The organism is Roseovarius roseus (genome assembly GCF_043355935.2).
Taxonomy (GTDB): domain Bacteria; phylum Pseudomonadota; class Alphaproteobacteria; order Rhodobacterales; family Rhodobacteraceae; genus Roseovarius; species Roseovarius roseus.
Genome location: NZ_JBHFPE020000005.1, coordinates 17,758 through 30,394, shown reverse-complemented (window position 1 = coordinate 30,394; position 12,637 = coordinate 17,758). Strand labels below are relative to the sequence as shown.

General features: G+C 63.4%; 12 protein-coding genes. 10 read left to right on the top strand and 2 right to left on the bottom strand.

Annotated features, from left to right (window positions below; genetic code table 11):
• Positions 1 to 70: 70 nt before the first annotated feature.
• Together ACEWPL_RS10160 and ACEWPL_RS10155 are read right to left on the bottom strand one after the other, a co-directional pair.
• Complete coding sequence (locus ACEWPL_RS10160; RefSeq protein ID WP_393934437.1) at positions 71 to 649, bottom strand: thioredoxin family protein; 579 nt, start codon at positions 647 to 649, stop codon at positions 71 to 73.
• Between the two features lie 12 nt (positions 650 to 661).
• Positions 662 to 1,399 carry a cytochrome c biogenesis CcdA family protein gene (locus tag ACEWPL_RS10155; protein WP_393934438.1) on the bottom strand — a complete coding sequence of 246 codons (738 nt, stop codon included), beginning with the start codon at positions 1,397 to 1,399 and terminating at the stop codon, positions 662 to 664.
• A gap of 80 nt (positions 1,400 to 1,479) precedes the next feature.
• On the opposite strand from ACEWPL_RS10155, the gene ACEWPL_RS10150 reads away from it, so the two are divergent.
• The 10 genes from ACEWPL_RS10150 (at position 1,480) to ACEWPL_RS10105 (ending at position 12,582) form a co-directional block, all read left to right on the top strand.
• On the top strand, positions 1,480 to 1,839 hold the full coding sequence (locus ACEWPL_RS10150; protein ID WP_393934439.1) for a hypothetical protein: 360 nt from the start codon (positions 1,480 to 1,482) through the stop codon (positions 1,837 to 1,839).
• Between the two features lie 107 nt (positions 1,840 to 1,946).
• Positions 1,947 to 2,282 (top strand): ArsR/SmtB family transcription factor, encoded by a 336-nt coding sequence (locus ACEWPL_RS10145; protein ID WP_393934440.1) that lies wholly within the window; start codon positions 1,947 to 1,949, stop codon positions 2,280 to 2,282.
• A gap of 27 nt (positions 2,283 to 2,309) precedes the next feature.
• Complete coding sequence (locus ACEWPL_RS10140) at positions 2,310 to 3,374, top strand: YeeE/YedE family protein (RefSeq protein WP_393934441.1); 1,065 nt, start codon at positions 2,310 to 2,312, stop codon at positions 3,372 to 3,374.
• A 118-nt stretch (positions 3,375 to 3,492) separates the two neighbouring features.
• The gene (locus tag ACEWPL_RS10135) at positions 3,493 to 4,554 is read left to right on the top strand and encodes a type III polyketide synthase (RefSeq protein WP_393934442.1); all 1,062 of its coding nucleotides are present in this window, start codon (positions 3,493 to 3,495) and stop codon (positions 4,552 to 4,554) included.
• Positions 4,554 to 5,051: an isoprenylcysteine carboxyl methyltransferase family protein gene (locus ACEWPL_RS10130; protein ID WP_393934443.1), complete on the top strand. Its 498-nt coding sequence runs from the start codon at positions 4,554 to 4,556 to the stop codon at positions 5,049 to 5,051. The genes ACEWPL_RS10135 and ACEWPL_RS10130 overlap by 1 nt, the downstream gene beginning before the upstream one ends.
• A 60-nt stretch (positions 5,052 to 5,111) precedes the next feature.
• Entirely contained in the window at positions 5,112 to 5,900 is a 789-nt protein-coding gene (locus ACEWPL_RS10125; RefSeq protein ID WP_393934444.1) for a 3-deoxy-manno-octulosonate cytidylyltransferase, read from the top strand.
• Complete coding sequence (kdsA, locus tag ACEWPL_RS10120; RefSeq protein ID WP_393934445.1) at positions 5,897 to 6,748, top strand: 3-deoxy-8-phosphooctulonate synthase; 852 nt, start codon at positions 5,897 to 5,899, stop codon at positions 6,746 to 6,748. Before ACEWPL_RS10125 ends, kdsA begins: the two co-directional genes overlap by 4 nt.
• Positions 6,749 to 6,950: 202 nt before the next feature.
• Complete coding sequence (locus tag ACEWPL_RS10115; protein ID WP_393934446.1) at positions 6,951 to 9,221, top strand: acyl-CoA dehydrogenase; 2,271 nt, start codon at positions 6,951 to 6,953, stop codon at positions 9,219 to 9,221.
• Positions 9,218 to 10,510 (top strand): acetyl-CoA C-acetyltransferase, encoded by a 1,293-nt coding sequence (locus tag ACEWPL_RS10110; RefSeq protein ID WP_393934447.1) that lies wholly within the window; start codon positions 9,218 to 9,220, stop codon positions 10,508 to 10,510. The genes ACEWPL_RS10115 and ACEWPL_RS10110 overlap by 4 nt, the downstream gene beginning before the upstream one ends.
• Positions 10,507 to 12,582 carry a 3-hydroxyacyl-CoA dehydrogenase NAD-binding domain-containing protein gene (locus tag ACEWPL_RS10105; RefSeq protein WP_393934448.1) on the top strand — a complete coding sequence of 692 codons (2,076 nt, stop codon included), beginning with the start codon at positions 10,507 to 10,509 and terminating at the stop codon, positions 12,580 to 12,582. The genes ACEWPL_RS10110 and ACEWPL_RS10105 overlap by 4 nt, the downstream gene beginning before the upstream one ends.
• Positions 12,583 to 12,637: the final 55 nt, after the last annotated feature.

Sequence of the window (12,637 nt, the reverse complement as noted above, 5' to 3'; positions counted from 1 at the left end):
TGGCATACTCTAGGATGCAGTGCCACCATCAAGCAAGTATAACTTCCGGCTCAACTGGCAGAGACTGCAATTAATCCGTTTTTCCGTCGTTACGTTCCTGGATGCGGCGGGCGTGATAGCGCTGAAAATCTTCCTCTGAATCAAGCGCGTAGCGCTTCTCATTGACCCAAGTGAACATATCCAGCGTCGTCCCCGCTGCGAACGCCCCCGGCATCAGTGCGACGGCGGCGCTCTGCGCAGTCGCACCCTCCTCGACCTCTTCGGGCAGGAAGAGAATCGACGGTGTAAAGAGCAGGCCCCATTTGCGCGCAGCGTCCTTTTCGCTCAGCGTCTCGCCGTCGAAATCGGTGATCTCCGTGTCGCCGTGCAGGTTTATCTGCACCACGAAGAAATTGTCGCGGATATAGCTGGACACATCCTCGCGTGAGAAGACTTCCTTGTGCATCTTGGCGCAATAGATGCAGCCGCGCTGCTCGACCATCACGACCAGGCGTTTGTCCTCGGCGTTTGCCTCGGCCAGATCCTCGTTGAGGTCCTTGAACGTGTCGCGCATCCAGTCCTGCTTGTGCAGGCCGTCATCCCCCACCTCGGCGGCCATGCCCAGCGCGGGCAGCAGGATCAGGGCGAAAAGAGCTATCAGTCGTTTCATGGATCAGTCTCCCTAGATGTTCTGAAAGGCAGGAAAGGTGTCCAGCATCCACTGCGCAATGACATTGACGCTGTCAGTGGCGATGAGCGCCGCAAAGAGGATCAGCAAAAGGCCCATCGCCTTTTCGACCTTGGGCAGGTGGCGACGGAACTTGGATGCGAATTTCAGGAATGGCCCGATGAATAGTGACGAGATCACGAAGGGCGCCGTCATCGCCACCCCGAAGACCAGCAAGAGAACCAGCCCCCGCATCGCCGTCGCCTCGGTGCTGGCGGTAAAGACGACGGCAGTCAGCACGCCGCCGACGCAGGGCGTCCAGCCGGCGGCGAAAGCAAAGCCGACAACATAGGCCCCCAGGACGGACATGTTTTTCGTGTCGCCCGCATCCATCTGAAAGGCGCGGTTGAGAAATCCGATACGAAACACGCCAAGGAAATGCAGGCCCATCACCAGCACCACCAGCGCAGCGAACAGGCGAAATTCCGTCTGCATGCTGCGAAACGTCTGGCTGAGGCCATAGGCCGCCGCGCCCAACAGGACAAAGACCGTGATGATACCCAGCGAGAACATGATGGACGCGAAGAACGCCCTCTGGCGCACGCCTGGCGCCAATTTGCCCTCGGCGCTGATTTCGGACATGGACGCGCCGGCCATGTAGCTGAGATAGAACGGCACGATCGGCAAGATGCAGGGTGAGAAGAAAACGATCAGCCCACCCAGAAAGGCCCCCATGAGGGATACATCGAACACGGGCGCTCCTCCTCGCGACTTGTGCTGATTACATATTCAAGTTATTTTATATCTTCACGCTTCGTCAATCGGGAACCCTGATGAAACGCTTGGCTCTCGCTCTTCTCATGATGTGCCTTACGCTGCCTGCGGCGGCCGCGACCTTGGTCATGGTCGAGCAGGACGGCTGTCACTGGTGCGCCCAGTGGAACGAGGAAATCTCGCATATCTATCCCAAGACCGACGAGGGTGCGCGCGCGCCCCTGCGGCGTGTCGATCTGCGCGATCTTCCGGAGGATATCGAGTTTGCCTCGCGCCCGGTCTTCACCCCCACTTTCATTCTGGTCGAGGACGGCAAGGAACTGGGCCGGATGGAGGGATATGCGGGCGACGAATTCTTCTGGTTCGTCCTGGGCAACCTGCTGGACGAGCACGATATTAAGGCGCAGCCGGACGATTGAGCCGCGCCAATCCAAATCGCGCGACCGGATCGTGCCATCGCAAAAAAATTGCCACAGGCCTCTCTAGCCGTTAGATAAGTCCCCAAAAAAGCGGAATTTCAGCCCTTATGTCATTGCCCGTCATCACCAAGGACATGTCCGACACCGAAATTGAGCGGATGATGAAAAATGCCCAGAATGCGGCGCATTTCCTGAAGGCGATCTGTCACGAAGGGCGGTTGATGATCCTGTGCCACCTGGCGACCGGCGAGAAATCCGTGACCGAGCTGGAGCAGCTGCTGTCTTCGCGGCAGGCCGCCGTGTCGCAGCAATTGTCGCGGTTGCGCACCGAGGGGCTGGTAACACCCCGGCGCGAGGGCAAGGCGATCTACTACCGGCTAACCGATCCGCGCGCCGTGCAAATTCTGGATTTGGTCTATGACCTCTTTTGCAAGGAGGCATAGGCGCGGCCCCTTGGCGGGGCCTATCAGATGCTAGGCGGGCTGAGCGATGCCGCGCTGCTGGCGCTGATCGGGCTGGGCGGCGGGATCATCCTGGGGCTGGCGGCGCTTCTGGGGCGGTTCTGTACGCTGGGCGCGATCGAGGATTATCTCTACCAAGCGGATTCGGTGCGCCTGCGCATGTGGGGGCTGGCCATCGGTGTTGCCGGTCTGGGCGCGTTCGGGCTGGTGGCCATCGGTGCGCTGGATCCGGCGCAGACGATCTATCACCTCGCCCCGTGGTCGCCTGTTTTCGGCGTGCTGGGCGGTCTGCTGTTCGGTTATGGCATGTCGCTTGCGGGCAATTGCGGCTTTGGCGCGCTGGCGCGGTTCGGGGGCGGCGATCTGCGATCCTTCGTGATCGTGGTCGTCATGGGCATCAGCACCTATTTCGCCCTCTCTGGCCCGCTGGCGCATCTTCGCCTTGCGGGGCTGGAGGCCACGCAGATGCCGACCGGCCTGCGCAGCTATCCCGAGGCGCTGGGCGCCATCACCGGCGTTGCGCCCGTCCTTTGGGGGCTGGCTGCCAGCGCGGCGGTGACGCTCTGGTCGCTCTGGTCGCGCGATTTTCTGCACAGCGCCAAGGCAATGATCTGGGGCGCGCTTGCAGGGGTGGCCATCGTCACGGGCTGGGCGGGCACGCAATGGGTCGCCGATAATGGCTTTGGCGTCTATCCGGTCAACAGCCATACCTTCACGTCACCCCTGGGCGAATCGCTGATCTTCCTGATGACGTCCAGCGGCGGCGGGCTGACCTTCGGCGTCGGATCGGTGGCCGGAGTGCTCTTGGGCGCATTCGCGGGCAGCCTGATCAAGGGCCATTTCCGCTGGGAGGCCTGCGAGGACCCGCGCGAGCTGAAGCGGCAGGTTCTGGGTGCGATCCTGATGGGGTTCGGGGCGGCGCTGGCTATGGGATGCACCATCGGGCAAGGCATGTCGGCTTTTTCGCTGATGACATTCAACGCGCCCATCGTATTTGCCGGGATCTTTGCCGGGGCGGCCCTCGGCCTGCGCCAGCTGATCACCGGCCTGCCCTTTGGCTGGATCCGCTCCTGAACAGATGCTGGGTGGACCTGCGATTTCGGGGAACCAGTGGCTGTCGCAAAAGATTGGGCTAACTAAACCCATGGCCTGACATATGACGGATCAGACCTGACCGCACAGAGGATCTGATATGACTGTCTATCTTCATGGGCTCGCCACGGCGCTGCCGCCGCATCGCCTGCGCCAGTCCGACGTCGCTCAGAAGGCCGCCGTGATCTTTGGCGATAGATATCCCCAGTTCGAGCGTCTGGCCAAGACTTTTGGCACATCCGGGATTGAGCAGCGCCATTCCGTCGTGCCGCTGGACTGGTTCTCGCACGATCACGGCTGGAAGGACCGCAGCGCTGCGTACATCACTGGCGCGCGCGCCCTTTTCATCGACGCGGCTGTCAAGGCGCTGGCCGATGCGGGATGGGCTGCGCATGAGGTCGATTGCATCGTCACCGTATCCTCAACCGGCATCGCCACCCCCACGCTGGAGGCACAGGTGGCGGGCGAGATGGGCTTTCGCCAAGACGTGATGCGCGTGCCGGTCTTTGGGCTTGGCTGCGCGGGCGGGGTCAGTGGCCTCTCGACCGCGGCGGCGCTGGCGCGGGGACGACCGGGGGCCAAGGTACTGCTGGTCGTAATCGAGACCTGCTCGCTCGCCTTTCGGGCCGACCGGCTGCAAAAGGCAGACATCATCGCAGCCGTGCTTTTTGGCGACGGGGCAGCGGCGGCTTGCCTTGCAGCGGACGCGCCGGACGGCGCGCAAATCACGCTGGGCCACGGCCATCAGCAGACATGGCCGGACACGCTGAATATCATGGGGTGGGACGTGGACGATGTCGGGCTGGGCGTCGTCTTTGACAGGTCCATACCAGCCTTCGTGAGCGAAGAATTTGCCCACGCAACCCGAGGTGCACTGGCGGCGGCGGGGCTGAACCCGCAGCAGATCGACCGCTATGTCTGTCATCCCGGCGGCGCCAAGGTGATCGAGGCGATCGAGGGTGCGATGGATCTGGCGGCCGGTAGCCTGGGTGCCGAGCGCGAGGTTCTGCGCCGCTGCGGCAACATGTCCGCGCCCACCGTGCTTTTCGTTCTGCGCGCGGTGCTGGATGCAGGCGCGACCGGCCAGATGATGGCCTGTGCGCTGGGACCGGGATTTACCGCCTCCTACCTCCCGATAAATGCAAAGGAAGGGCCGGCCTGATGGAAACCGGCGCGGTCCTTTTCCTTGTCTTCATCGTCGCCCAGCGCCTGAGCGAGCTGGTGCTGGCACGGCGCAATACTGCGTATCTGATGGCACGCGGTGCGTATGAAGTGGGGGCCGCGCATTACCCGGCAATGGTGGCGCTGCATAGCCTTTGGATCGGATGCCTGATCGCCTTTGGCTATGACAATCCGGTGTCGCTGGGCTGGCTGGTGGCCTTCGCACTGCTTCAGGGATTGCGCGTCTGGATCCTTGCCACGCTGGGCCGGCGCTGGACCACGCGGATCATCATCCTGCCCGAACCATTGGTGACACGCGGCCCGTTCCGCTACCTGCGCCATCCCAACTATACGCTGGTCGTGGCCGAGATCATCGTCGCGCCCATGGTGCTGGGGCTGGTCTGGGTCGCCGTCCTCTTTACCCTGCTGAACGCCGCGATGCTGTGGGTGCGCATCGGCGTCGAGGGGCGGGCGCTGAACACGCTGCGGCGCGGCTGACGATTGCCCCCGCGCCAGCGTTGTGGTGTATGAACCCGGTATCCAATCGCAAGGCACAACATGAAAACCGTCATCTTCATCCCGGCCCGCTACGCCTCGACCCGCTATCCCGGCAAGCCGCTGGTGGAGCTGCGCCAGAAGGACGGCAGCGACAAAAGCCTGATCCGCATGAGCTGGGAGGCGGCCAGCGCCATCGAGGGCATCGATGCCGTCTATGTCGCCACCGACGATGTGCGCATCGCCGAGCATGCGCGCGGGTTTGGCGCGGATGTGGTGATGACCTCGGAGGAATGCGAGAACGGCACCGCGCGCTGCGCCGATGCGCTGGCGCAGCTGGACGCCACGCCCGATCTGGTTGTCAATTTCCAGGGCGACGCGCCGCTGACGCCGCCTTGGTTCGTGGAAAAGCTGATCACGGCGATGCAGACCGACCCGACCGTGTCGATGGCAACGCCCGTGCTGCGCTGTGATCGGCAGACTTATGAGAATTTTGTCGAGGACCGCCAGAATGGCCGCGTTGGAGGCACCACGGCAGTCTTTGATCAGCACCGGAACGCGCTTTATTTCTCCAAGGAAGTGCTGCCCTATATCGCCCCCGGCAAGCTGCCCGAGCCGATCCCGGTCTTTCATCACGTCGGCGTTTACGCCTACCGGCCCAAGGCGCTACAGGCCTATATGGACGCGCCCGTCAGCACGCTGGAGACGCTGGAAGGGCTGGAACAGCTGCGCTTTCTGGCCGCCGGAATGCCGGTGCGCTGCGTCGAGGTGGACGCGCGCGGACGGGTATTCTGGGAGCTGAACAACCCCGAAGACGTCGCCCGCATCGAGGCGGCATTGGAGGCACAATGATCGAGACAAGGCAAATCACCGTCGGCGATATCAAGATCGGCGCGCGCACGCCCTTCGCGCTTATCACCGGGCCGTGCCAGTTGGAGAGCCTCGATCATGCCCGCATGATGGCGAGCCGGATCGCCGAGGCCTGTGCGCCCACGGGCACGCGGTTCATCTTCAAGGCCAGCTATGACAAGGCGAACCGGTCATCCCTGTCGACGCAGCGGGGACTTGGGATGGAGGAGGGTCTGACGATCCTGTCCAAGATCCGGGACGAGTTCGGCTGTCCCGTTCTGACGGATGTGCATGACGCCCACCAATGTGCGCCCGCGGGCGAGGTGGTGGACGTGATCCAGATCCCCGCCTTCCTCTGCCGCCAGACCGACCTTTTGCTGGCCGCCGGCGAGACGGGCTGTGCGATCAACGTCAAGAAGGGCCAGTTCTTGGCACCCTGGGACATGGGCAACGTGGCCGAGAAGATCGCCAGCACCGGGAATACGCGGATCATGCTCTGCGATCGGGGCACGTCTTTTGGCTATAACACGCTGGTCAGTGATTTTCGCGGGCTGCCCACGATGGCGCGGACGGGCTATCCGGTGGTCTTCGATGCGACCCATTCGGTGCAGCAGCCCGGCGGGCAGGGAACCACCTCGGGCGGGCAGCGCGAATTCGCGCCAGTGCTGGCGCGGGCGGCCGTGGCGGTGGGCGTCTCGGGCCTTTTCATCGAAACCCATGAGGACCCGGATAATGCGCCCAGCGACGGACCAAACATGATCCCGGTGGACAAGATGGAAGCTCTGATCGGCCAGTTGCGCGCATTGGATGATCTGACCAAGGCGCAGCCGGAGATCGATCTGACGACATGACGTCGCGGCAGAAGCCTCTCAAGGGGCGATAGCCCTCTTGCGATTTGCTTTACGTTAAGGTCCGATAGGACCGATGCGCCTTTGATGATAAGGTCATCGGCAGATGCGGAGCCGATTCTGACCGGCCCTCGGCGGACGCCTCGGGCGCAGGGAACACGGACGCATCGCGGGGCGTTGAGCCTGCAGAGGAGGGAGTCTGCCCATGTCTTCGTTTCGAGCGAATTACATCACACGGCCTGTTCACGGCTGGGCCAAGAAGGCGCTGCCGGCCTTGTCCGAGACCGAAAGCGAGGCGCTGAACGCCGGCGAGGTCTGGTGGGAGAAAGAGCTCTTTTCGGGCAATCCGGACTGGTCCAAACTGCATGCGGTCAAGGCGCCCAAGCTGACCGAGGAAGAGCAGGCGTTCCTTGACGGGCCCTGCCGTCAGCTTTGCGAGATGCTGGATGACTGGAGCATCAATCAGGACACTGCCGATCTGTCGCCGGAAGTGTGGGAGTTTCTGCGCAAGAATGGCTTCTTCGGGGTGATCATCCCGAAATCACATGGCGGGCTGGAGTTTTCCGCCTTTGCTCATAGCGAGATCGTGCGCTTCATCTCGACCCGGTCGGTGGCGGCGGCAGTGACGGTGATGGTCCCCAACTCGCTGGGGCCGGGCGAATTGCTGCATCAATTCGGCACGAAAGAGCAGCAGGATTATTGGCTGCCGCGTCTGGCAGATGGGCGCGAACTGCCGGCCTTTGGCCTGACCAGCGCCGAGGCCGGATCGGACGCTGGCGCGATGATCGATGAGGGCGTCATTTGCCGCGGTCAGTGGCAGGGCGAGGACGTGCTGGGCATCCGCCTGAACTGGGCCAAGCGATATATCACGCTTGCACCCGTTTGCAGCGTTTTGGGCCTTGCCTTCAAGCTGCGCGATCCGGATGGCCTGATCGGCGATACCGAGGATATCGGGATCACCTGCGCGCTGGTGCCCACGGACCTTGATGGGGTCGAGACGGGGCGGCGCCATATCCCCGCGTCGACCATGTTCATGAACGGGCCGACCACCGGCAAGGATGTGTTCATTCCGCTGGAAAACATCATCGGCGGGCCGGACTATGCGGGACGCGGATGGATGATGCTGATGAGCGCGCTGGCCGCCGGGCGAGGCATTTCGCTGCCCTCGATGGGTTGCGCTGCCATTGCGCTGAGCGCACATACTACCGGCGCCTATGCCCGCATCCGCGAGCAATTCCGCCTGCCCATCGGCAAGTTCGGCGGCGTGCAGATGCCCATGGGCAAGCTGGCCGCCGACGCCTATTCGATGGATGCCGCCCGTCACCTGACCTGCGCGGGGCTGGATGAGGGGCGCGCGCTGTCCGTGATCTCGGCCATCATGAAGGCACACGCGACCTTTCGGATGCGCGAGGCGCTGAATGACGCGATGGACGTGCATTCCGGCAAGGCGGTGATCGACGGGCCGTCCAACTATCTGCAGTCCCTTTATCGCGCCGTGCCCATCGGGATCACGGTGGAAGGCGCGAATATCGTGACGCGCAGCCTCATCATATTCGGCCAAGGCTCGATCCGGGCGCATCCTCATATGTTGGACAACATGATGGCGTTGCAGGAGCCGGATCGAACGAAATCACTAGAGGCTTTCGACAAATCCGTCTGGGCACATATCGGGCACACGACCAAGACACTGTTTCGCGCCTGGGGCCGCGCGCTGACCGGGGGGCGGTTCGCGCCTGCGCCGGATGCGGGGCCCGCGACGCATATCTATCGCAGGCTGGGCCGTTGGTCCGCGGCCTATGCGCTGACAGCAGATTTTTGCTTCCTGACGCTGGGCGGCGCACTGAAGCGCAAGGAAATGCTGTCGACCCGGATGGGCGACATCCTGTCCGAAATGTATATCCTCTCGGCCGCGTTGAAGCGGTGGGAGGATGAGGGCCGGCAAGAGGCCGATCTGCCTGTGCTGAACTATGCCGCCGAGGCGGGGTTTCAGCGGATTCAAACCTCGCTGGATGATGTGATCGTCAATTTGCCTGCGCGCTGGGCAGCTTCGCTGCTGCGCGGCATCACGTGGCCCGGGCGGCGGGAAAAAGGGCCGGATGACCGGCTGGTCGAAACATGCAGCGACCTGATCTATGCCCCCTCACCCACCCGCGACCGGATCACCGGCGGGATCGGGGGCGGCTGCACGCATCCGGGCATATCGCTCCTTGACCAGTGCTATGCGCGCGTCAACGCGATGGCCCCCGTGATGAAGCGTCTGCGCGATGCGCGCAAAACGCCCCAGGAGGGGCGCGAGGCGGGCCTTGTGAGCGAGGCCGAGTTGGCACAGATCACCGAGATGAACGACCTGGTTGCGCGCGTCATCGCGGTCGACGACTTTACCCCCGAAGAATTGCCGCGATATTTCAGAAATTACGAGCCTAACGCGCATAACAGGCTCGCATCCAAGGACACACCGCAGGAGGCCGCAGAATGACTGACCCGCAAAGAGTCTTCTTGGTGGACGGAACGCGCACGCCCTTTCTGAAGGCGCGCGGTACGCCCGGCCCCTTCACACCCGTCGACCTCGCAGTGCAATGCGGGCGCCCCCTTCTGGCGCGTCAGCCTTTTGCGCGCGAGGCGTTTGATTTGTGCATTCTCGGCTGCGTCAACGTGATGGCCGACGAGATGAACCCGGCCCGCGTCGCCGCCCTGCGCCTTGGGCTGGGCGAGCGGATGGTGGCCTTTACCATGCAGATCAACTGCGGCTCGGGGATGCAGAGCATCGACACCGCATACCGCTATATCCGGGACGGCAGCCATGACATGATCCTCGCGGGCGGGGCCGAGGCGCTGAGCCATACGCCCCTTATCCTGCGCCAATCGGCGGCCGAGTGGTTGGGCAATCTCAGCGCCGCACGCAGCCCGATGGACAAGCTCAAGATGCTGGGAGGCCTGCGGCCTGACTTCTTCAAGCCCGTCATCGGGCTTGAGCGCGGACTGACCGACCCGATCACCGAGCTGGGGATGGGCCAGACTGCTGAAATCCTCGCGCATCGCTTTGGCATCACGCGCAAGATGGCGGATGAATACGCGATGCAGAGCCATCACCGCCTTGCCGCCGCGCAGAAGGACGGCACGCTCGACCGTGAGGTCACGCCTGCCTTCGGCCCTGATGGCACCGTTTATGACCATGATGACGGCGTGCGTCCCGATAGCGACATGGAGGGTCTGTCCAAGCCGAAACCGGTGTTTGAGAAACCCTATGGTAAGGTGACGGCGGGAAATTCCAGCCAGATCACCGATGGCGCCAGCTGGGTGATCGTCGCGTCGCAAAAGGCGGTAGATCTGCACGGGCTGGAGCCTCTGGCAGAGATCTCCGACAGCGAATGGGCCGGACTGGATCCGTCGGTCATGGGCCTCGGTCCGGTTCTGGCGTCAACGCCGATCGCGCAGAGGCATAATCTGAGCCTGAATGATATCGACCTGTGGGAGTTGAACGAGGCGTTCGCCGCGCAGGTGTTGTCCTGCGTCGCCGCCTGGGATCATGAGGATTTCTGCCGCGAGGTGCTGGGATACGATGCTGCCTTTGGCAAGATTGACCGCGACCGGCTGAATGTCGATGGCGGCGCGATTTCCTTGGGGCATCCGGTGGGCACCAGCGGCAACCGCATCGTGCTGCACCTTGCCAATGCAATGAAGAAACGCGGCGCCAAGCGCGGCATCGCCACCGAATGTATCGGTGGCGGGCTAGGCGGCGCCATGATGCTGGAGGCTGTGCGATGACCGGATCGGTAATGCAATTTCTGGGCACCGAGCTGCGCGAGATGGGCGGCGCAAAAGACCGCCAAGGTAATTGGCGCAGCGGGCGGGATGCAGATGGCATCCTGTGGCTGGTCATGGATTGCGAGGCGGGCGGAACGAACTTCATCTCCCGCAAAGTGCTGGAAGAGCTGGATGCCCATCTGGCCGCTGCGGAGGCTGATTTGCCCAAGGCGCTGGTCATCCGCTCGGCCAAGGAGGGTGGATTTGCCGCCGGGGCCGACATCTCGGAATTCAAGGATGTGGCCGACGATCCTGAAACGCTGCTGCGCGAGGGGCATGCTGTCTTTGACAGGTTGGCGGCCCTCAAATGTCCGACGATCTGCGTCGTGCATGGCGCCTGTCTGGGGGGCGGCTTCGAAATGGCGCTGGCCTGTGACCACCGCATCGGCGTCCGAGGTGCATCCTTTGCCTTTCCCGAGGTACAGCTGGGCCTGCATCCCGGTCTGGGCGGCACCTTCCGGTCGCTTGCCCTGATCGACCCGGTCGAGGCGATGACACTGATGCTGACCGGCAAGACCGCGCATACGAAAAAGGCCAAGAAACTGGGCCTTCTTGATGCCGTGGTGGAAGAGCGGCACGTCGCCGACGCGGTGCGCGCCGCCGCCGACGGCAAGCTGGAAGGGCGCGAGCCGGGGCTGAAGGCCCGCGCGATGAGTTACGCGACCGCGCGCGGCTATGCGGCGCGGCAAATGCGCAGCCAGACCGAGAAAAAGGCGCCCAAGGCGCATTATCCGGCGCCCCATGCGCTGATCGACCTGTGGGAAGAGCACGGGGATGATGCCAAGCCGATGCAGGAGGCCGAGATCAGGTCCTTCGGCAAGCTCTTGCAGACGGACACGTCAAAGAACCTGCAGCGCGCGTTTTTCCTGCGTCAGCGGCTGCGCGGCAATGCCAAGGGCGACGATGGGATTGCCCATGTCCATGTGATCGGTGCGGGCGCGATGGGGGCCGAGATTGCCGCCATGTCCGCCATCCGCGGCAAGCGCGTGACGCTGGGCGACACGTCGCCCGAGGCGCTGGGGCGCGCGGTCAATCTGGCGCGTGAGATATGCGGCTCTAAACACCTGAGTAGTATCGATGCGCGCGATGCGATGGACCGGATGATGCCGGATCCGGGCGGGCATGGACTGGCGCTCGCGGATCTGATCATCGAGGCGGGGCCCGAGAAAACCGAGATCAAGCAAAAGATCTACGAGGATCTGAAGGCGCGGATGAAGCCGGAGGCAATCCTGGCCAGCAACACTTCCAGCCTTTCGGTCGATGATCTGGCGGCGCATGCGCCCGACGCTGCGCGGTTCGCCGGGCTGCATTTCTTCAACCCGGTGTCGCGCATCGACCTTGTCGAGGTGATCAAGGGCGCACAAACCTCGGATGACACGGTCAGCCGCCTTGCCGCCTTTTGCGGTGCGATCAAGAAACTGCCTGTGCATGTGGGCGACTATCCCGGCTTTCTCGTGAACCGGGCGCTGGTACCCTACATGATGGAGGCAATGGCGCTGATGGATGAGGGCGTGCCGAAAGAGGTGATCGACACGGCAGCGCTGCGCTTTGGCATGCCAATGGGGCCGGTGACACTGGCCGATCAGGTGGGCCTCGATATCGGGTTGCATGTGGCGATCAGCCTGTCGGAGGGTCTGGATGTGCCGCTAGCGTCTATCTCGGACACGCTGCGCGACAAGGTGGCGGCGGGCGAGACAGGCAAGAAGGCAGGGCGCGGGTTCTACGACTGGTCGGACGGCACCCCGCATCCGGGTAGCGACGAGGGCGCGCCGGAGGATCTGACAGACCGGCTGATTCTGCCGATGTTGAACGCCTGTGTAGAGGTTTTGCGCAAGGATGTTGTCAAGGAGCCGGACGATGTGGACGCGGCGATGATCTTTGCCACCGGCTGGGCGCCGTTCCGCGGCGGGCCGATGCACTACGCCCGCGCGCGTGGCATCGACGCGGTTGTATCGCGGCTGAAAGAGCTGGAGGCGGCGCACGGGCCACGCTTTGCGCCCGATGCGGGGTGGCAGACGCTTGGAAAGGGCTGAGACCTGCGGCGAGATTGACGTTTCCCGCGCGGCCGATCCGCAGTAGGCCAGTGCC

Coding starts and splice junctions, on each gene's coding strand:
- ACEWPL_RS10160 (WP_393934437.1), bottom strand. CDS start 649: ATGAAACGACTGATAGCTCTTTTCGCCCTGATCCTGCTGCCCGCGCTG.
- ACEWPL_RS10150 (WP_393934439.1), top strand. CDS start 1,480: ATGAAACGCTTGGCTCTCGCTCTTCTCATGATGTGCCTTACGCTGCCT.
- ACEWPL_RS10145 (WP_393934440.1), top strand. CDS start 1,947: ATGTCATTGCCCGTCATCACCAAGGACATGTCCGACACCGAAATTGAG.
- ACEWPL_RS10140 (WP_393934441.1), top strand. CDS start 2,310: ATGCTAGGCGGGCTGAGCGATGCCGCGCTGCTGGCGCTGATCGGGCTG.
- ACEWPL_RS10135 (WP_393934442.1), top strand. CDS start 3,493: ATGACTGTCTATCTTCATGGGCTCGCCACGGCGCTGCCGCCGCATCGC.
- ACEWPL_RS10130 (WP_393934443.1), top strand. CDS start 4,554: ATGGAAACCGGCGCGGTCCTTTTCCTTGTCTTCATCGTCGCCCAGCGC.
- ACEWPL_RS10125 (WP_393934444.1), top strand. CDS start 5,112: ATGAAAACCGTCATCTTCATCCCGGCCCGCTACGCCTCGACCCGCTAT.
- kdsA (WP_393934445.1), top strand. CDS start 5,897: ATGATCGAGACAAGGCAAATCACCGTCGGCGATATCAAGATCGGCGCG.
- ACEWPL_RS10115 (WP_393934446.1), top strand. CDS start 6,951: ATGTCTTCGTTTCGAGCGAATTACATCACACGGCCTGTTCACGGCTGG.
- ACEWPL_RS10110 (WP_393934447.1), top strand. CDS start 9,218: ATGACTGACCCGCAAAGAGTCTTCTTGGTGGACGGAACGCGCACGCCC.
- ACEWPL_RS10105 (WP_393934448.1), top strand. CDS start 10,507: ATGACCGGATCGGTAATGCAATTTCTGGGCACCGAGCTGCGCGAGATG.